Source organism: Vicinamibacterales bacterium, from assembly GCA_041659285.1.
Classification (GTDB): domain Bacteria; phylum Acidobacteriota; class Vicinamibacteria; order Vicinamibacterales; family UBA2999; genus 12-FULL-67-14b.
On sequence record JBAZYO010000004.1, the window covers coordinates 16187 to 34535 of the forward strand.

Sequence of the window (18349 nt, forward strand, 5' to 3'; positions counted from 1 at the left end):
TGTCACCGATGACGCAGACAGGTGCCCAGCCATGAGAAGCATCAAGACCACCTCCGGCGCCGACATCCTTCTGGATGGCGACCTGCTCGCCGTGCTCGAGGCGCTGTTCCACGAAGTGACCGCCAAGCGGGAACTCGAGCGCTCGTTCGAGGACATGAACCGCGAGATCAACTACCTGATCGACCAGCTCACCGACGAGGAACGGCGCGCCTACCTGGCGGAGAGCCTGTTCCTGAACCAGGTGAAATACGAGAACGACAAGCTCGAGGCGTACATGAAGAAGATCGGAAAGACGTCCTAGGACTTAAGACCCCTAAGACCTGGGACCTAAGACCTAAGACCTGAGAGAGAAATGTCGCTCAATTATCAGGCGACGCGTTTTACGTGTTCGTGGCCGTGGTCGATCGGCGTCCTGCTGTGCGACGGCCGCATGGTGTGTGGGTGCGCCGACCCCTACGCCAGGCGCGTGCTCGGCGACACCCGCACCTCGTCGGTGGCCGACATCTGGCGCGGGCCGATTGCGTCGCAACTGCGCACCGACCTCAACGCCGGCGGATCGAGTTTCTGCGGCGACTGCCCGCTCAAGCTCCCGCTCGGCCCGGACGAGGCGCCGCCCCAGCGCGACCTCAACGTCGGCGGCATCCCGGGCCGCCTCTACATCGAGTGCACCGCCGCCTGTAACATCTCGTGCCTGCAGGCGTGCTGCGCCCCGGAAACCGGCATCACCCGCACCCGCCAGGCCGGCATGCTCGACTTCGACGTGTTCACCCGCGTGGTCGACGAGGCCGGCCCCTCGCTCGGGCGCATCGACTTCTTCAATTACGGCGAAGCGTTCCTGCACAAGCGCGCCGTGGAGATGTGCGAGTACATCAAGACCAGGTTCCCGCACATCTACCTCTACACCAGCACCAACGGGCTGGCGTTCACCGAAGAGAAGGTCCGCCAGCTCGCGCGCTCGGGGATCGACGAAGTGACGTTCTCGCTGGACGGCTCCTCGCAGGAGGCCTACGTGAAGTACCGCCAGCGCGGCAACTTCGACAAGGCCATCGCCAACCTCCGGGCCTTGATCGACGAGAAGGCGAAGAGCGGCCGCGACGTGCCGTTCGTAAACTGGCGCTACATCCTGTTCAACTGGAACGATAACGACGAAGAGATGGCGCGGGCCCGGCAGATGGCCGCGGAGCTCGGCGTCGATCGGCTGTGCTGGGAAATCACCGACCACCCCGAAGACGGCTTCTCGCGCCGGTTCGCGCCCGGCACGCCCGATCACGACCGCATTAGGTTCGAGATCTGGGACGGCAACAACCTTGGCAATGCCATTCCGGGCGCCACGCCGCGCGCCGAAATCGACGTCCGCACCGTGTTGCCCGACCTGCCGTTCCTCGCGAGGGCGGCCACACCCGTCACGATGACGGCCACGGTGAAGAATGTGTCGGCGCGGCCGTTCAGGGCGCAGGCCAGCTACGGACGGCGGCTGGTACGCCTCGGCGCGCAACTATTGGCCGGCGACGGGACGATGATCAACCGGGACCACGCCCGGGCGTGGCTGCCGGCGGACCTGGCGCCCGGGGCCGAGACGACGGTGCACATCGAGGTGCCGGCGCCGGCGCAGCCCGGTCGCTACGGGTTGAAGTTCGACATGGTGAGCGAAGGCATCGACTGGTTCGAAGCCTGCGGGTCGCCCACGATCACGCGGGAACTCTGGGTCCGATAATTATGAACAAACCGACCATCGCCGCATTCATCCTCGTTGCCCTCTTGCCGCTGGCGACCAGCGCGCAGCAGCGTGCCGCCGACGGCGTGACACTGAACGACGAGGGGCTGCCGCAATACTCCACCTTCTCGCTGTGCGCCATCGACCCGGCCACCGGGCAGTCGGGCGCCAGCGTGACGACGCGCGTGCCGTTTGTCGGCCGCGCCGTGCCGCACGTGCGCGCCGGCATCGGCGCCGTCTGCACCCAGGCCTCGACCATGGTCGAATACGGCGCGCGCGGGCTGGATCTGCTGGCCAAGGGCGTCGAGCCGCAGGCCGCCCTGGCCCAACTGCTCGCCGACGACCAGCAGCGCGAGTCACGCCAGCTCGCGCTCATCGACATGACGGGCCGCACCGCCGCCCACACCGGCAAGCAGAACGGCAACTGGGCCGGCAGCCGCCAGGGCCTCAACTACACCGTGCAGGCCAACATCATGGTGGGCCCCGAAGTGGTGGACGCCGTGGCAACGACGTTCGAGTCCACCGCGGGCACCGGCATGCCGCTGGCCGAACGCATGATCCTGGCGATGGAAGCCGGTCAAGCCAAGGGCGGCGATCGCCGCTGGGGCAACCTGCAGTCGGCGGCCATCAAGATTGCGGATCCGAACGATCCCGGCCGCGGCGGCGATCACATTGCCCTGGCCATCGAAGTCGGCGAGCACCCGGAGCCGGTGGCGGAGCTGAAGCGCATCTACTACACGACCGGCCGCCGCCTGGGCTACCGCACGTTCTCACGGATCGAGGGCGCTGACGTGATCGAGTTGAAGCGGATGCTGCACGCCCTCGGCTACTGGCGTCCGGCGCTGGCCGCGTTCCCCGCGGCGCCCGCCTCGGTCAACACGCCGCAGATGCAGGAACTGCGGAAGAACAATCCGGTTGCGTTCGAGAAGGCCTCAACCGAGGCGCGCCAGGCGTCGGCGGCATACACGCGCGACTACGCGGTGTTTGATGACGAGGCCATTGCCGCGGTCGACAAGTTCCGCGCCGATCGGAGTCTGGATTACCAGGGCAACCCGCCGGGCCTGGTTGACGCGCGGTTCATCGAGACGCTCAAGACGGCGTATCTCGCCAAGACCGGGAAATAGAGGCGTAACGGATTTGGTGATCTCGTGATGTGGTGATTTGGGGATTTGGGTTACGGGATTTGAGGGATTTGAGGGATTTGAGGATTGGGATTTGGAGATCTGCAACCTCGCGACCAATTCGCGGGGCAATGTTCAAATCAACAAACCAACAAATTCCGCAACCACAATCACCAAATCACCACATCACGAGGTCGCCAGATTATCCGGCCTCGACTGGCGCGACGCAGTCGCGCTCGGCATCGGCGCCAATCGGCATCCACCGGTAGAAGTCGGGTTGGGCCGCCATCATCATCACCGGCGCCAACCCCGCCGGATCGAACGCCGGCCCCGCCTGCTGGGCCAGGGTCTTCCGGAACGCGTCGAACCCCGGGACGTTGAAGACGATGTAGTACAGCTGCCGCGTCGCGCCCATCGCCGACACGCGCCGGTAGCCGACACACTTCGGCGTGAGGGCCGCGCCTTCCAGCCCGGCCGAGCGCGCCATCGCCAGCACCTGCTCCGCGGTCAGCGTCGTCGGCAGTTCCTGCCGAAGCGCGAGCGGGATGCCTGGTGCCATCGGCGTGCTCATCGATTCCATCTGCCGGCTGAACAACTGCCGGAACAGGTTCATCGGCAGTTCCGGCGGCGGCCGCAGCGACACCACCGAGCCGGGCGCATCCGCCGCGGTGTCGATGGCGAGGGTCCAGCCCGCGAGATGCCGCGACGACACCTGGTAAGGCTGGGCCCTTGAATCCTGCGCCGAGCGGACGAAGAGCAAGCCGGCGCCGGCCAGCAGCAGCAACACGACGGCCACCTTGATCAGGGGATGGACCTTGCGCGCGGGCATCATCCGCTAGGGCTCCTGCGACGCCGTGTAGGCGGCGATCGCGATCATGTCGTCCACCGTGAGCTTCTCCACCGCGGTCTTCATCAGCGCCGACCATGTGCCCTTGCGCACGCCGGTTTGCAGATCGAACAACTGGCGTACCGTGTAGCTCGGCGATCGGCCGGCCAGCGGCGGGACCGGGCCGAGGCCCTTCAGGTCGGGGCCATGGCAGGTGCCGCACGCCACCGTCTTGCCGCTGCCGCCGGTTTTCACGAGCGACCCACCGCGGGCGATGCTCCCCTTCGGCACGTAGGCGACGAAGCCGGACGCCGCGTCGCGCAACTCGGTGCGGCGCAGGTCTTCCGGCATCTCGATGATGCGCTGGCCGAGCGGCTCGGTGCCCTCGCCGGACGGCACGTGCATGGACCCCGCAATGCGAGTCTTCGGCACCTCACCGGCTTCGACCACGCGGATCCACTTCTTGAAGGGGAACGAGCTGAAATAGGCCGCCGCCGCCTTGATCTCCTCGTCGGTCGCCGCTTTCGCGTCCTGGATCATCGCGTTGGGCGGGCCCATCCGCGGCTCCGCGCTCTTACGGTCGCCGCTCTTGAAGTCGGCCATCTGCTGGGCGATGTAGGCGGCCGGCAGTCCGGCGAGCGACGCGTTTTCGGGACGGCCCTGGCCGTTGACCAGGTGACAGAAACCGCAGGCGCGCATCTCTGGACGCCGGCCATGGGCCACTGATTCGGGCATCGGTGGATGCGCGGACGGGTGCCAATCGGGCGGATTGAAGGCATCGCGCGTCTGCGCCACGGTAAGTGACACGCTGCTACCGGGCACCTGCTGCGGCGCCGGATCCGGCGCCGTCGGCTTGGCGCCCGGCGCCGGCGGCGGATTCACGGTATAGGCCCAGGGCGGCGGCGCAGGGGCCTGCGCCGACACCACGGTCGATGCGAGGGCGACAATTACGAGAATGCGCAGCGGGCGGATCATGAATGGGTTGAGGCTATCACCTCTGGGCGGCATCGAAGATCGATGCATGAAGGTGGACGATCGTCCAGCCTTCACCGGCCCTTCGAAATACCAGCGTGCGGCGCGCCCTCTCGGCCGGCGTCCCCAGGTGAAAGGTGACCACGGCCATGCTGTCGAATCTCTGAATCAGTAGATCTTCCGGTTGAAGGTTCATGTATGGGGGCGTGGCGCGGCCCGAGCGCTGGCGAATCTGGTCGAACACGACCTGGAAGGTCCGCTCGATTTCGCGGCGGCCCTGGATCCGCGTTGGGAACGTTCGCGGCGGTGGCGAGGGGGGATGAAAGACGGTCGCGTCCTCGGCGAAGCAGGCGAGGAACTTTGGCATGTCGAGGTTATTGAAGGCGACAACAAAACCGCTAATCGCCGCGTCGAGGCCATCCGCGGTCTGAGCGGTTGCGCTGGTCGCGCCGAACGTCGGCAAGCCCACGAGGGCGGCCACGGCAATCACGCGATGGATGCTGCGCACCGGCACTCAGGCCGTCGCCTTCGTCTGCACGTCCTTGACGGCCGCCTGAATCAGTTTAGTGAGCGTCGGCAGGTGCTTGCAGTCCTTGCGGACCTGAGCGTCCTCGATCGCGTTCAGGAAGGCGCTGACCGAGGCGGCCGTCTTCTTGGTTTTGAGTTCTACCATTTACCGCTTCGGCAGTTCGAACACGTACAACGTGTGACCGTTCGACGGCGGGTTGATCTCGGGCGTGATCGTCCGCGGCACCACGCGCGGGCTGCCGCCGCCGACGCCGGTGGTCACGGCAACATACTGCTTGCCGTTGGCCGAGAACGACACCGGGAAGCCCTGCACGGCGGTGCCGAGGCGTGCGGACCACAGCACCTCGCCGGTCTTCACGTCGTAGGCCCGGAATTGGCGATCCAGGTCGCCGATGAACATTACGCCACCGGCGGTGCTGAGCGCCGCGGTCAGGTAGGCCGCGCGCTGCTGCACGCTCCAGGTCTCTTTCATGGTCGTCACGTCGATGGCCAGCAGCTTGCCGACGTTGCCGTCGCTGCCGGGCATTTCGAAGAACCGGCGCGCGGCCGAGGTGCCGCCCGAACCTTCCGCGAACTCCACCTTGCGGGCCGCGATCTCCATGCACGACTGGCTGAGCGGGATGATCAACTGGTGGGTCGGCGGGTGATAGGTCATCGCCTGCCAGTTGTGCCCGCCCTCGGTACTCGGGCACACCGCCAGCCACTCGTCGAGCTTCTGGTCGACGATGTCTTGCCGGTAGGTGGGCGTGCCCTTCTCGGGATCGATCTTGTCGAACATGTTCTGGAACACGGTCTGCTTGTAGCCCAGGAACTTGCCGGTCTTGCGTTCGAGCTTCCACAGGATGCCGGCCTTGCCGATGGTGAAGACCGCCTTCTCGGGGCCGTTGTCGATCAGCACCCGCTCGAACACCTCGTCCTGGTCGAGCGTCTCACCCGGAATGTGCTGGTAATGCCACGCCAGGGTGCCGTCTTCGGCCCTGAGCGCAACCGTCGAGCCCGTGTAGAGCGCCGCGTCGGCGACCTTGAGACCGCGGCTCGCGGGCATCCACGGCTTCGGCTGCGCGACGCCGTAGTAGATGAGATCGAGGTCGGGATCGTAGCTGCCGACGATCCAGGTGTCGCCGCCGGCGCGCATCCCGTCAGGCAACGCGCCCCAGGTGTCGCCGCCGGGCTCCCCCGTTCTCGCGACGGTGTGGAACTTCCACAGCAGCTTGCCGGTGTTCGAGTCGTAGGCGCTAATGAAGCAGCGTTCGCTGGCACGGAAACGATCGCAACCCTGCAGGCCCTGGATCACCTTGCCGCGCACCACCAGCGGACCGCTCGTCTGGTAGTACCCCTTGGTGTTGTCGGCGACCGTCACATTCCAGACGACCGCCCCGGTCCGGGCATCGAGCGCATACAGCTTGGCATCGGTGGTCGACAGGAAGATCTTGTCCTGGTAAATCGCGATGTTGCGCATCGAGGCGAATGATCCGACGGCGGCGTTGGGGCCCACCTGGTTCTCCCAGATCAGGTCGCCAGTGGCGGCATCGAGCGCCTGCACCATGTTGAGCGTGTGCGTGAGGTACATGATGCCGTTGTGCACGAGCGGCATCGGCTGGTTGGAGCCGCCCTCGTTCATCGCCCAGCTCCACGCCAGCTTGAGGTCTTTGACGTTCTTGTTGGTGATCTCGGTGAGCGGGCTGTAGCTCCACGCCTGGTAGTTGCGGCGCGCCATGAGCCAGTCGCCCGGATCGGGGTTCTTCAGCATTGCGTCGGTGACCGGCACGTAGTTCTTCACTTCGCCCCTGACCGAGTGGCCACGGGGAGGAGCGGCTGCTGCCCGCGCTGGCGGTGCGGCCCCAGCGGGCCCGGCTGGTCCGGCGGGCCTGGCCGCGGCGCGCTGGCCGGTGGCGATCGACCCAATCGCGACGGTGGTGGCAAGCGCCAGTGGCTGGGGGCCGGCGGCCGCGCCATTGAACTGCAGGATGTAAGCGCTGATGTTGAGGTACTCCGCTTCACCCAGGCTCGGCTTCCCGGGTGGCATCGTCGCCGACATGTACTCGACGAGATCTTTCGTGGTCCGCCCGCGCCAGGTGATCATGAAGTTGGCACCAGCCAGTGCCGGTGCCTCGTTCTGACCCACCAGCGTGGGCTGGTGGCAACTGGCGCAGTTGGCCTGGTACGACGCCTGGCCGGCGGTGGCCTGCGCGACGGTGTAGACGGCCGGCGATGGTGCCTGTCCGGCGGTCAACGTAAGGTGGGCGCTCGCGATCAGCACCAGGGCGGCACAGCTAATCCACGTCTTCATTTCTTGCCCTCTTGAATGAGCAGCCAGCCCCAGAGGTTCCCATCCGGCGCCTTCTCGCTATGCACTTGGATGTACAGCCGTCCGTTGGCCAGGTCATCGACCTGATCCTTCGTCAGCTCCATGGTGCCGGTGATGGTGCCGCTCGTCCCGGGCGTGACCTTGAGGTCGCCGATGGCCGGGCCGCGCATCGCCGTTCGCGGACTGCGATGCACGCGCGCAACCGTCGACGCCGTCTTGAGGCCGGTGTAATTCCCGGTGAGCGAGAGGGTGGTGCCGTTCAAGGTCGCCGTCACCGCACCCGAGCCGGCAACGGTCGCCTGCATGGCGACGTCGAGCGGTACTGGCGACAGCCGGGCGCGGTATTGGCGTGCCTGCGCTCCAGCCGTCACCATCGAGGCGGCGGCCAGGCAGGCGGCAAGTAGAAGGGACCGTCTGGTCATCGGGCGGAATAATACCCTGTGTTGCGCGCGGCTGCTCAACGCACTGAGGTCTGCCATGCACCCGATCCGCGGCCGAACCGATGGAGAACCGGGCTAACGGCAGACCGGTTGTACGCCCCGCCCATCGATCTGGGCGAACACCTTGTCGATGGCCACGGCATGGCTGCAGCTGTTCACCCGGTAGCGCAGGTACTCCTGGATCCAGACGACGTCGCCTTCGTTGTCAACAGCCGTCTGGGTGGTGCCGCGCCGCAAGTCGTCCCGATATTTCGCTTCGAGGCCGACCCGGAAGTCCAGGGCTTCATTGCGAGGGGGGAACGCGATGGTGCCGGACGAGGCCGTGCCGCACACGCCGTAGGTGCCGGTATTGTCGATCTGCGCGAAGACCCGCGTCTGCGCCTGGCCGTGCGAGCACCCGTTGACGCGGTACCGGTAGTACTCCGAAATCCAGACGATGTCGCCTTCGCGGTCGACGAAGGTGTTGGAGTTGCCCCGGCGAAGGCCGTCTCGGTACTTGGATTCGAGCTGGTTGCGGAAATCAAACGACTCGTTGCGCGCGGGGAAAGATACGCTTCCGGTACCGCCGTATGAATACAGGAACTGCGCCCCCGAGATGTCGTCGGCGGTGACCGTGTCGGTGTTGCCCGGCGCCGAGTTCATCACCGCGTTCACGCTTTGCCCGTGATCGTTGGGATGGTTGAGGCCAATCACGTGCCCGAACTCGTGCATCACGAGGCGGCGGAAGTCGACGGTCCCCGAGCGCACGTTGCCGCGATACGAATTCCACGACAGCTGATTGTTCATGATCACGTCGGCTTCGGTGATCGCGCTGCCGCTCGATCGCCACAGGCAGTAGCCGGCGTACGACTCCCACGATCGGCCGTAGATCGACGACGACCAGAAGACGTTGTTGACGCCGTTGCCGAGGCCGGTCGAGGCGGTGGAGTCGCGGATCACCCGGAACTGGACGGTGTCCATGTACTGGTTCCAGATCGCCATCGCGGACTCAGCCGGCTGGCCCCAGGTGGTGGAGCCGTCGATGAGGGTCACGCCGTTGCTGATCGAGCCCAGTTGCAGCGACATCACCGGGTTGCCGGCCCATCGCGGGCCGTCGTACCAATACGCCGGCGAACGGTCCGCGGCGACCAGGACCAGGGCGAGCGCGGCCAGGGGAACGCACCAGCGGCGGATCATCGGCGCCGCTCCAGTTGCCGCACGCGGTCGCGGACCAGCGTCACGAAATCGCTGAGCGACAAGGCCGCCGACATCGACCGCACGAGACCACCGCCACCCTGGGCCGAGGTGGCCAGGCCGATGGCCTCGACCGATACCAGCGGCGCAAATCCCACGGTCAGCATCCGCGCCGTGCCGCTGCCCGCTTCGTTCATCACCCGGAAACGGCCCTGGTCGGATCCGACCAGCGGGCTGACGGCGTGGGGCGCGTTGTTGAGGAACAGGACGTCGCGATCGCCGACCCGAAACTCCGGCACGTGCGACACCCGTAGCGTTTCGTCGCCGATGGTCCCGCCCAGCACGTCAACGGTGAGGGTGCGAGGCGCGCTGCCCTTCAGGCTCTGCTCCACCTCGATCGTGACCTTGGTGATGATGAGTCTGGAGGCGCCGAAGTGTTCCCACTCGGCGCGGCGGCTGGTGACGGTGCTGACCACGATGGCCGCGGCACGCTCGGTCAGCTGGTCCAGCGACAGCGTGCCGAAGTCGGGCTCGCGTGGTTGGGCCTGCAGCAGGCCCTGGGCCACGATCAGCAGGAACGCGGCGATGAGGCGAGAAGGACCGCCCATACCGCCCACGCTACCAGAGAAAGCGCAGAAGCCCTACGGCAGCCAGCAACGCCCCCGCCAACTGCAGGCCCAGTTCCACCGGCTCCCGCAGAAAGACGATGCTGGCCGCCGCGAGGGCGACACCGGCGGCCAGGAACCGCCAGTACAACTCCTGCACCTGTCCTTCTTCGGTCGTGGTCGGCGCCTGCCGGCGGCCGGCATCGATGATGGCGTTGGCAATGTCGCGATCGGCGTCCCGATCGAGCTCGAAATACTGGCCGCCGCCGGCGGCGGCAATGCGTTGCAGCGACGGGCGGTCGAGGCGCGAGCGGCCCGGCGACGGCTCTTCCTCGCCGTCGGCGTTCACGCTGACCGGCAACATCCCGCCCGACAGCGTGCCGACGCCGATCACATAGAGCGGCACGTGCGCCTGCCCCGCCAGCTCGATCGAGCGCGCCACCTCGCCGCTCCACGATTCGCCGTCGGAGATCATCACGAACATCTTCGCGTTGGGCGACGGACCGTGAATCTCCCGGTCTTTCTCGAGCAGGCGCAGGCCCCAGGCAATGCCCTGTTCCAGGTTGGTGTCCCACGTCGTGTCATCTTCGAGCCGGAACGGCGAGCGGCCGCTTAGGTGATCGAGGAAGAAGAACACCGTGTTCGGGTCGCGCGTCAGGCGGATCTGCGGCGTGGCGATGTGCGCGAACACCGTCAGCGCCAGGCGGTCGTCATTCCAGCTGAGCGAGTCGCCCAGCAGGCGGAGGAAGGCCATGGCGCGCTGCCAGCGAGTCGCGGGGCCCGCTGACGACTCGCCGACGACGTCGGTGACGTGCATCGACGCCGACCCGTCCTGCAAAATGACGATGTCGATGCCGGCGCGGCCGACGATGGTGGTCACGCCCTGGGGGCGGGCGACGGCGACAATGACGCTGGTGGTGGCGAGAATGAGGCAAAGCCAGAACGGCAGATCACCGGCGAGGCCGAACCGCTCGCGCACCGGAATGGTTCGCCGCTCGCGCAAGTGACGAAGGTCCGACCACCGGCGCACGAGGCGCCACACCCACGCCACCAGCAGGAACGCCGGCGCGGCCAGCAGCCACAGAAAATGCGGCGCGCCGAATTGCAGGCCTTCGACCACTATCCTTTTCGCTGAATCCTGCCGCCGGGCGTGGCCTCAGGCTGGGCTTCGCGATCGCCGTACTCCATCGGCGCGATCACCTCGAACTCCTCCGCCTTCATGTCCGGGGGCGGGCCGCCCGGGCGGCCATGAATCGTCGTGCCCGCGGGCAGGTCGCCCGCCCGCCCTGAGCCTGCCGAACGGGCACGCGCCCGCACCGGCCCCGCCGCGGCCGGAGCCGGTGGCGTCTTGCCGGGCACCCGTGACGCGACCTGGTCCCGGACCCGCGACACGTATTCGTAATTGTAGGCCGCCTCCGCGTGGCGCGGCGCCGCCTTCAGCACCGAGGCGTAGGCCTGCAGCACGCCGTCGAGCCGCTGCACCTGTTCCTGCTGGGTGCCGCCGTCGCGCTCGCTGGCTCGGAACGAGGCATTGGCCGCGGTCAGCAGCACTTCAGGATCCAATTCCTGGGTCTTCTCTTCCATCACCGCGTCGTAGCCGCCGATCCAGTACGACACCGTGGCGCGGATGCGCCTAATGTCGTCAGACAGCCGGCCCCGATCGCCGGGCAGGTAATCCGACACCGTCGCCTCGGGCACGAGCTCATCGTCCACTTCGAACTGCAGCGTGGCCATCTGCTGCCGCGCGTCGGCCACGCGAGTGGCCAGCGCGGCTTCAGACCAGCACAGCCACGCGCCCACGAAGAGCACGACCGCAACCAGGAGTCGAATGGAGACGATTCTCATATCCCGAACCTTTCAGAACCCTTCAGAACCGTTCCTACGGTAACTTCCCGAACCACGGTGTCGCGAGCTTGAGGCTCGCGGCGCCGGTCCACAACGCGGCCGCCGCCAGCGCCAACAGAATGAAGCGCGGCTGCTGGCTCGAATACTGTCGCGTCTCGATCGTGCCGACGGCCTCCCGATCGATGTCTTCGACCGCGGCGATCAGGCTGGCCTCGTTCTTGGCGACGTAGTAGCGGCCGCCCGTCTTCTCGACCGCAGCCTGCCACTTCGCGTCGGGGATGCCGTCGCCGAACTCCTTGTTGTAGTTCGTTCGCACGAAGAACAGCGGGATCTTGTTGTCCACGGCGCTCTTCAGGATGTCGTCGAGGCTCCGCCCGTGGACGATCGAGGTGGTGTCTTCGCCGTCGGTGAAGATCACCATCAGGTTGCCCGAGGCCTCGAGAAAGTTGAAGGCCTTGAAGATCTCGATGCTCTCTTCGAGCGCGCTGGCAATCACGGTGCCCGACTCCGGGAACTGCGAGAACTCGACCGGGTCGCCGATCAGCGCCATGCTCAGCAGCAGGTTGTCGTAGTCGCTCGTGAACGGCGTGATGACGTAGGCGCGGCTGCCGAACTCGACCAGGGCCATCAGGTCGCGGTGGCGCCCCTTGCGGCGGAGCTGGACGAAGCGCTCGGCGGCGGCCACGGTCGTGAAGAACGCCGGCTGCACCTCGTTGCGGGTGTTGAGCGTGGTGGCCTTGAAGGACGTCTGCATGCTGTCGGAGGCGTCGATCATCAGGCTGATGCGCCGGCCGGGATACGTGACGTTCTCGACCACCAGCGAGGAGTACGGGTCGGCCAGCGCCAGCAGCGCGAACGGCAGGGCGGCGATGAACAGGACGAGAGGCAAATGGCGCGTCCAGGCGAGGCGCGAGCCCGGCACCGATCGGAGCAAGGCGGGCAGCACGATCTGATGGCGGCCGGGCTTGCCGCTCAAGGCGGACCGGATCAGCAGAAACAAGGCGGCCGACCCGACCACTGCGAGCAGCGCGAGGCGTCCGGTGTCGCGGCGCCAGAACTGGAGCCCGTCCAGGTCGAACACCGCCCACTCGGCGGCCACCGTTTGGGCCACGGTCGTCAGCGCCGCGACCACCACGTTCTCCACCAGTTCCGCTCGCGTTCGAGGTCGCGAGCCACGCTCAGCGCGTGGCGTGTCGCCTCGTCCAACGTCGCGGCGTCCCGAACCGGAGCCTGCTGATACAGATTGGCGGTCATCGCGGCCAGCGCCGACTGCAAGCCTTCGAGCTGCTGCCGCCGGGTCAACGACACCGCCGCATCAAATCGCGAACCGGCAGCAGCCACATCGGTGGCGGTCACCGAACTCGACACCGCCGCCCGCATGGGCCGCACGCGCCCGTGCGACACGGCCAGCCGGCCTTCCGGGGTCGGCCCCTTGCCGGTCATCACCTTCTCGCTCAGCGGACGGCCAATCGCCAGGGCGGCGATGACGCGCTGCGCGGACAGGGCTCGCGCCACCGCGGCGTCGGTCCAGCCGTCGCCGGCCACGAGCGCCTGGACCTCGGCCAGTTCCTGGGCGGCACGCGCGGCCACCGCTCGATCAGGCACCTGCCCGCTTGCGACATCGGCTGTCTTGCGCGCGCGCCGGGCCAGCGGCACCAGGGCCAGCACGGCCACCACCGTGGCGATCGCCGCCAGCGCCACCGCCAGGATCTCGAACAGGCTGCTGCGGAACCGGAGTGACTCGACCGCGCCCAGGCTGGCGTCCGAACCGTCGCGAATGTCGGCGGCCTCGGCTGGAACCAGTGACAGCACCTTGATGGGCAACGCCGGCATCAGGTAGGTGAGGTCGCGGCCTTCGAGCGCCGCGGCCGCGCCGACGCGGCTGTGCACGCGGAAGGGAATCGACAACGCCGGCACGTTCACGTCGCGGCCAATCGCGTCGGCGCCGATCAGCCGCAGTTGGTAGTGGTACTGGAAAAACCGCCGCTGCTGGCGGTGCGCGTCGGCGGGGTGCGAGCCGCCCAGGATCTCGAATGGGGCCATCTGGATCGACGCCACGCCGAGGCGGGATTCGTCGGCGACGACCTGCAATGAGTCGGTCTCGATCACGGCGCAGGTGAGCACCACGTTGAACGACTCGCCGATCGTGATGGCGCCGGTACTGGACTGCCACCAGCAGCGAATGGGTTCGACGCCGCCGGGGCGCAGTTGCGCCGGGGTCAGCGGCGGTGGCGCGGCCGGCCGCGCCGCCGCGGGCTTGGCCGGCGCGGGGGCATGCGCACTATGGTCCTGCGCCAGCAACGTGGCCGCGCCGAATGTGGCCTCCGGCTTCAGCCGGAGTTCACCGGAGAACAGCAGCAACGCCGACACCACCGCGAGCACGAGTCTCATGGCACCGGCACCTGGTCGATCACGTCGCGAATCACGGCCTCCGCCGTGAGCCCATGGGCCGCCGCATGCGGTCCGAGCCAGATGCGGTGGCCGAGCACGAACGGGGCGAGTTCCTGGATGTCTTCCGGGTAGACCTCGGCGCGGTGGTGCTGCAGCAACGCCCAGACCTTGGCGAGACGGCTCCAGCAGATGATGGCGCGTGGCGAGGCGCCGAGGTCGACGCCGCGCTCCACCAGCTCCGAGGGCGAATGGTGATGCCAGTCGGTGTCGGTGTTGTACGGACGCGTCGCCGCCACCAGCCTCTGGATGTAGCGGCCGAGCCGGTCGTGGAGGAACACGCCCTGGTTGATCACCGCGCGCAACTGGATGATGCGCTGCTTCGACAGCAACGGGTTGAGCGTGACGTGCTTGAAGTCGAAGTTGACCAGCTTCTCCTCCTCTTCGGGAGGCAGGTAGCCGATGTTGACCATGACCGCAAACCGGTCGGTGGCCGCTTCCGAGAGTGGAAAGGTGCCCTGCCCCAGCTCCACCGGGTTCATGGTGGCAATGGCGAAGCTGAACGCCGGCAGCTCGTAGGTGGTCTTGCCGACCGTGATCGTGCGGTCCTGCAACGCCTCCAGGAAGGCGCTCTGCGACTTGAGCGGAATGCGGTTGATTTCGTCGAGCAGGATGACTTCCGCGGCGGCCATCGGCCCGAACTCCGTCACCAGTTCCCCGGTGGACGGGTTGATCATCTGGAAGCCGACCACTTCGGTCGGCTGCAGGTCGGCGCGGCCCTGGATGCGGGCGAACTTGGCGTCACTGATGGCCGACAGGATGACGCCAAAGAACGTCTTGCCGACGCCCGGCACGCCCCGCAGCAACAGGTTGCCGGCATTGACCTGGCGCTCGGTGCGCTTGTCGTAGGTCGTCGGGATTTCGGAGAGCAGGACGACGTTGGCGACCGCTTTTGCGATGTCGTAGCCGACCAGCGCCTTGCTGCCTTCCGCGATTACTGCGAGGTGGAAGTCGATGGCTTCCTGGAGTTCCGCGTGCACCGCGCAGATCCTACCGCGAAACCGGCATCACCACGTGATTGAAACAACAGCGCGGCCCGCCGTGGCGGGCCGCGCCGTCCGCTACTTCTGGCCGGCCTGTATCTGCCTGGCCACCCGCTCGACGTCAGCCATCACCCGCAGCAGGTTGCCGCTCCAGATCTTGCCGATCTGTTCCTCGGTGTAGCCGCGGCGCACCAGTTCCAGCGTGACGTTGAAGGTCTCGTCGGCGCCGTTCCAGCCGGTGACGCCGCCGCCGCCGTCGAAGTCCGACGAGATGCCGACGTGCTCGAGGCCGATCTTCTTCACGAGGTAGTCGATGTGGTTGACGAAGTCGGCCACGGTGGCGCGCGGGTCACCGGGGGTCTTCTTGTCGATCTCCGCCATGCGCGCATCGTACTTGGCGCGCTGCTCGGGCGACATCGCGTTGAGGCCACCGCGTCCGCCGCCGCCCGTGCCGCCAGCGGGGCCGCCACCGGGCATGCCGAGGCCGAACTCCTTGCGCAGCGCCGCGATCGCCGCGGCGCGCTCGGGCGAGTCGGGCTTGTTGATCTTCACGTAGCTCGCAAACGCCACGGTCTGGATGACGCCGCCGTTCTTCTTCAGCGCCATCAGCTGCTCATCGTCCATGTTACGGCTGTGGTCGGCGAGCGCGCGCGCCGCGGAGTGCGAGGCGATGACCGGCGCCTTCGACAGCGCCATCGCCTGCATGTTGGCGGCCTTCGACGGGTGCGAAAGGTCCACCATGACGCCCCACTTGTTCATCTCGGCGATCGCCTGCTTGCCGAGCTCGCTCAGGCCGTTGTGCAGCCACTTGCCGTCGCGCTCGCCGGTGTTCGAGTCGGCGAACTGGCTGTGGCCGTTGTGCGCGAGCGACAGGTAGCGGCCGCCGCGATCGTGGAACTCCTTCACACGCTTGATGTCGGTGCCGAGCGAGTAGGCGTTCTCGATGCCGATGAGGGCAACCTTCTTGCCGGACTTCGCGATGCGGGGCACATCCGCGGCGGTGAGCGCCAGCTCGATCTGGTCGGCGGCGATCTCCCTGGTGAGGTGATGCACGGCGTCGAACTTGGCCACCGCCTGCTTGTAGGCGCCGTCGTAGCCTTCGGGCGTCAGCGGCCCCTGGCCGACGTAGACGATGAAGAAAGAGGCGTCGAGCCCGCCCTCCATCATCTTCGGCAGGTTGACCTGGGTCTCGAGCCGCTGGGTGTAGTTCTTCTGCCGCGTGAAGTTGTCGGGGTCAATGTCGTCGTGCGTGTCGAGCGTGATCACGCGCTCGTGAATGGCCCGGGCCTTGGCGATCAGCGCGGCGTCGGCGCCGGCCTGGGCCGAGGGCCGCGGATCGGCCAGGGTCACGAACAAAAAGAGGGCGGCGGCGAATGAAGCAAGGCGGTTCATGGGCAGATCTCCTGAAGCGCAGATCCTACCATCCCGAGTAAAACTGAGAGACGATTGGCGGGAATGGATGAGGCACGGGCCGGGCGCCTGTATCGGGAGGCCAATGCCGGCCGGTGGGACCTGCCACGCGCCGTGCTGGTGGACGCCTTGGTACGAAGCGCGGCCAAGGCGTTTGCCGGCCGAATTCCTTCGGATGGGGAACTCGATCGATACCTGCGGACCTTGCACCTGGCCGACCTGGCCCTGGCCTGCGCGTGTGCCGGCGGCCACGAGGCCGCGTGGGACCACTTCGTCGCCGAGTTCAGGCCCGCGTTGTACCGCGCCGCCGACGCCGTGGACGCACACGGCGGCGCGCGCGAAGTCGCCGACGCCCTCTACGCCGAACTCTTCGGCGTCAAGGAGCGCGATGGCGACCGGCAATCCCTCTTCCGCTACTTCCATGGCCGAAGCAGCCTCAGCACCTGGCTGCGTACCCTGGTGGCGCAACGCTTCGTCGATCGCATCCGCGAGAGGCGGCGCCTCGATCCGCTCCCTGAGGAGACGTCGCCGGTTGCCATCGCCGCCAAGCCGGCCGCGCCAGACCCCGATCGGCCGCGTTTCTCGGCGGCGATGCGCGCCGCGCTCGGACTCGCCATCGCCGCGCTGGCGCCGCGCGATCGCCTGCGCCTCGGCTGCTACTATGCGCAAGAGATGACGCTCGCGCAGATTGGCCGGCTCACGGGGGAGCACGAAGCGACCGTGTCGCGCCATCTCACGCGCACCCGGCGCGCGATCCGGGATGAGGTGGAGCGACAGCTGCGCGAACATAACGGGTTCGGCGACCGCGAGATTTCAGAGTGCTTTGCCAGCGTATCGGCTGACGCGGGGCCGATGAATCTCGACGATTGGCTGCCGCCGGATGGCGCCCGCAAGAAGCCCGGCGCGGATCGTTCTAACCCTGAGGACCCCTCGTGAACGCCGAACGCGATCGCGACCGCCAACTGGAGCAGCTGCTCAAGCACGAGCTGGGCGCGGCCACCGCCGCGCCCGCATCGGCGGCGTGCCTCGACGCGGAAACCGTGGCGGCCTGGATGGAAGGCGGCCTCAATCCGCAGGCCGCGGCCCTGGCAGAGGCGCATGCGTCTGGCTGCGAACGGTGCCAGGCCCTGCTCGCCACGGTCGCGCGCACCACGCCGGCGGCGGCCGCCGCGGATGCGAAAGGCGCGCGCCTGTGGCGCTGGTGGTTTGCCCCGCTCGCCGCGAGCGCCGCCGCGGCCACGCTGTGGATGGTCGTGCCGCGCGGACCCACCACGATCCCGGAGAGCGCGCCGAAGCAGGTGGTCGAGGCCCAGATCCCAGAGTCAGCCAAGGACGCGGCCGCGCCTGCCCCGGCGGCATCTGCCCCGGCCGCACCGGTCCCGGCATCGCCGGCGCCGACCGCGCCGACGGTCGCTCGCGAAATGGTCAGCGAGCGCGCGACCGCGCCCGCCGGGACGGCGCAAGAGACGGCGCGCAAGGCCGAGGCGCCGATGCGCGCCGACAACGCCGCCGAGGGACGCGTGGGGGCGGCCGCACCCGCCCCGCCCGCGCTGGCCCAGCTTCGACGGGAACAGCGAGTCATCGAGGTGGCCTCGCCGGACGTCACCCACCGCTGGCGTGCCGGCGCCGGCGGCACGGTCGAGTACTCAACCGACGCCGCCGCCACGTGGCTCCCGGCCTCCTCGCCCGCCGGCCTGGAGATCACGGCCGGCTCGTCGCCTTCAGCGACGGTGTGCTGGCTGGTCGGCCGAGGCGGCCTCGTCCTCGTGTCCGGTGACGGCCGCACCTTCACGCGAGCGCCGTTCTCTGAGGTCACCGACCTCTCGTCAGTTACCGCTGTGAACGCTCGCACGGCCACGGTCACGTCCGCGGATGGGCGCACCTTCGCCACCGACGACGGCGGCCGGACCTGGCGCCGGCCGTAAATCGCCAAATCGCCAAGTCACCAGATCACCAACTGCAAGAATTTCCCCCAG

General features: G+C 67.7%; 19 protein-coding genes. 5 read left to right on the forward strand and 14 right to left on the reverse strand.

From position 1 onward, the window contains the following. Positions 1-31 precede the first annotated feature (31 nt). The 3 genes from WC815_07185 to WC815_07195 are packed head-to-tail and all read left to right on the forward strand — an operon-like array spanning position 32 to position 2838. A complete protein-coding gene (locus WC815_07185; protein ID MFA5908541.1) occupies positions 32-301 on the forward strand; it encodes a hypothetical protein in 270 nt (89 codons plus the stop codon). Between the two features lie 51 nt (positions 302-352). Continuing rightward, positions 353-1714 carry a radical SAM protein gene (locus WC815_07190; protein ID MFA5908542.1) on the forward strand — a complete coding sequence of 454 codons (1362 nt, stop codon included), beginning with the start codon at positions 353-355 and terminating at the stop codon, positions 1712-1714. A 2-nt stretch (positions 1715-1716) separates the two neighbouring features. After that, a complete protein-coding gene (locus tag WC815_07195; protein MFA5908543.1) occupies positions 1717-2838 on the forward strand; it encodes a DUF1028 domain-containing protein in 1122 nt (373 codons plus the stop codon). 199 nt (positions 2839-3037) lie between these two features. Here WC815_07195 and WC815_07200 read toward each other — a convergent pair whose 3' ends face one another. The 14 genes from WC815_07200 to WC815_07265 all read right to left on the reverse strand — a co-directional run bounded on the left by WC815_07200 (position 3038) and on the right by WC815_07265 (position 16355). Next, positions 3038-3667, reverse strand: a complete 630-nt coding sequence (locus WC815_07200; protein MFA5908544.1) for a hypothetical protein — start codon at positions 3665-3667, stop codon at positions 3038-3040. A 3-nt stretch (positions 3668-3670) separates the two neighbouring features. After that, positions 3671-4636, reverse strand: coding sequence for a c-type cytochrome (locus WC815_07205; GenBank protein MFA5908545.1), 966 nt, complete (start codon positions 4634-4636; stop codon positions 3671-3673). Between the two features lie 16 nt (positions 4637-4652). Then, positions 4653-5141, reverse strand: coding sequence for a nuclear transport factor 2 family protein (locus WC815_07210; protein ID MFA5908546.1), 489 nt, complete (start codon positions 5139-5141; stop codon positions 4653-4655). Between the two features lie 6 nt (positions 5142-5147). Then, on the reverse strand, positions 5148-5306 hold the full coding sequence (locus WC815_07215) for a hypothetical protein (GenBank protein MFA5908547.1): 159 nt from the start codon (positions 5304-5306) through the stop codon (positions 5148-5150). Next, on the reverse strand, positions 5307-7451 hold the full coding sequence (locus tag WC815_07220) for a PQQ-binding-like beta-propeller repeat protein (GenBank protein MFA5908548.1): 2145 nt from the start codon (positions 7449-7451) through the stop codon (positions 5307-5309). Further along, on the reverse strand, positions 7448-7891 hold the full coding sequence (locus tag WC815_07225; GenBank protein ID MFA5908549.1) for a CHRD domain-containing protein: 444 nt from the start codon (positions 7889-7891) through the stop codon (positions 7448-7450). Before WC815_07225 ends, WC815_07220 begins: the two co-directional genes overlap by 4 nt. Before the next feature lie 93 nt (positions 7892-7984). Continuing rightward, on the reverse strand, positions 7985-9085 hold the full coding sequence (locus tag WC815_07230; protein ID MFA5908550.1) for a matrixin family metalloprotease: 1101 nt from the start codon (positions 9083-9085) through the stop codon (positions 7985-7987). Continuing rightward, on the reverse strand, positions 9082-9690 hold the full coding sequence (locus WC815_07235) for a hypothetical protein (GenBank protein ID MFA5908551.1): 609 nt from the start codon (positions 9688-9690) through the stop codon (positions 9082-9084). Before WC815_07235 ends, WC815_07230 begins: the two co-directional genes overlap by 4 nt. Before the next feature lie 10 nt (positions 9691-9700). Beyond that, positions 9701-10807 (reverse strand): VWA domain-containing protein, encoded by a 1107-nt coding sequence (locus WC815_07240; GenBank protein ID MFA5908552.1) that lies wholly within the window; start codon positions 10805-10807, stop codon positions 9701-9703. Then, positions 10807-11532 carry a hypothetical protein gene (locus WC815_07245; GenBank protein ID MFA5908553.1) on the reverse strand — a complete coding sequence of 242 codons (726 nt, stop codon included), beginning with the start codon at positions 11530-11532 and terminating at the stop codon, positions 10807-10809. Before WC815_07245 ends, WC815_07240 begins: the two co-directional genes overlap by 1 nt. Positions 11533-11566: 34 nt before the next feature. Next, complete coding sequence (locus WC815_07250; GenBank protein MFA5908554.1) at positions 11567-12676, reverse strand: VWA domain-containing protein; 1110 nt, start codon at positions 12674-12676, stop codon at positions 11567-11569. Then, positions 12649-13923 (reverse strand): hypothetical protein, encoded by a 1275-nt coding sequence (locus WC815_07255; GenBank protein MFA5908555.1) that lies wholly within the window; start codon positions 13921-13923, stop codon positions 12649-12651. Before WC815_07255 ends, WC815_07250 begins: the two co-directional genes overlap by 28 nt. Then, a complete protein-coding gene (locus WC815_07260; GenBank protein ID MFA5908556.1) occupies positions 13920-14960 on the reverse strand; it encodes a MoxR family ATPase in 1041 nt (346 codons plus the stop codon). Before WC815_07260 ends, WC815_07255 begins: the two co-directional genes overlap by 4 nt. Positions 14961-15041: 81 nt before the next feature. Beyond that, complete coding sequence (locus WC815_07265; protein MFA5908557.1) at positions 15042-16355, reverse strand: dipeptidase; 1314 nt, start codon at positions 16353-16355, stop codon at positions 15042-15044. 63 nt (positions 16356-16418) lie between these two features. On the opposite strand from WC815_07265, the gene WC815_07270 reads away from it, so the two are divergent. Beyond that, on the forward strand, positions 16419-17309 hold the full coding sequence (locus WC815_07270; GenBank protein MFA5908558.1) for a sigma-70 family RNA polymerase sigma factor: 891 nt from the start codon (positions 16419-16421) through the stop codon (positions 17307-17309). After that, positions 17306-18298, forward strand: coding sequence for a hypothetical protein (locus WC815_07275; GenBank protein MFA5908559.1), 993 nt, complete (start codon positions 17306-17308; stop codon positions 18296-18298). The genes WC815_07270 and WC815_07275 overlap by 4 nt, the downstream gene beginning before the upstream one ends. Positions 18299-18349: the final 51 nt, after the last annotated feature.

Bases quoted from the DNA above. Each gene is read 5' to 3' on its own strand.
- WC815_07235 (MFA5908551.1), bottom strand. From the start codon at position 9,690: ATGGGCGGTCCTTCTCGCCTCATCGCCGCGTTCCTGCTGATCGTGGCC.
- WC815_07265 (MFA5908557.1), bottom strand. From the start codon at position 16,355: ATGAACCGCCTTGCTTCATTCGCCGCCGCCCTCTTTTTGTTCGTGACC.
- WC815_07195 (MFA5908543.1), top strand. From the start codon at position 1,717: ATGAACAAACCGACCATCGCCGCATTCATCCTCGTTGCCCTCTTGCCG.
- WC815_07245 (MFA5908553.1), bottom strand. From the start codon at position 11,532: ATGAGAATCGTCTCCATTCGACTCCTGGTTGCGGTCGTGCTCTTCGTG.
- WC815_07215 (MFA5908547.1), bottom strand. From the start codon at position 5,306: ATGGTAGAACTCAAAACCAAGAAGACGGCCGCCTCGGTCAGCGCCTTC.
- WC815_07255 (MFA5908555.1), bottom strand. From the start codon at position 13,923: ATGAGACTCGTGCTCGCGGTGGTGTCGGCGTTGCTGCTGTTCTCCGGT.
- WC815_07220 (MFA5908548.1), bottom strand. From the start codon at position 7,451: ATGAAGACGTGGATTAGCTGTGCCGCCCTGGTGCTGATCGCGAGCGCC.
- WC815_07205 (MFA5908545.1), bottom strand. From the start codon at position 4,636: ATGATCCGCCCGCTGCGCATTCTCGTAATTGTCGCCCTCGCATCGACC.
- WC815_07200 (MFA5908544.1), bottom strand. From the start codon at position 3,667: ATGATGCCCGCGCGCAAGGTCCATCCCCTGATCAAGGTGGCCGTCGTG.
- WC815_07190 (MFA5908542.1), top strand. From the start codon at position 353: ATGTCGCTCAATTATCAGGCGACGCGTTTTACGTGTTCGTGGCCGTGG.
- WC815_07185 (MFA5908541.1), top strand. From the start codon at position 32: ATGAGAAGCATCAAGACCACCTCCGGCGCCGACATCCTTCTGGATGGC.
- WC815_07270 (MFA5908558.1), top strand. From the start codon at position 16,419: ATGGATGAGGCACGGGCCGGGCGCCTGTATCGGGAGGCCAATGCCGGC.
- WC815_07225 (MFA5908549.1), bottom strand. From the start codon at position 7,891: ATGACCAGACGGTCCCTTCTACTTGCCGCCTGCCTGGCCGCCGCCTCG.
- WC815_07230 (MFA5908550.1), bottom strand. From the start codon at position 9,085: ATGATCCGCCGCTGGTGCGTTCCCCTGGCCGCGCTCGCCCTGGTCCTG.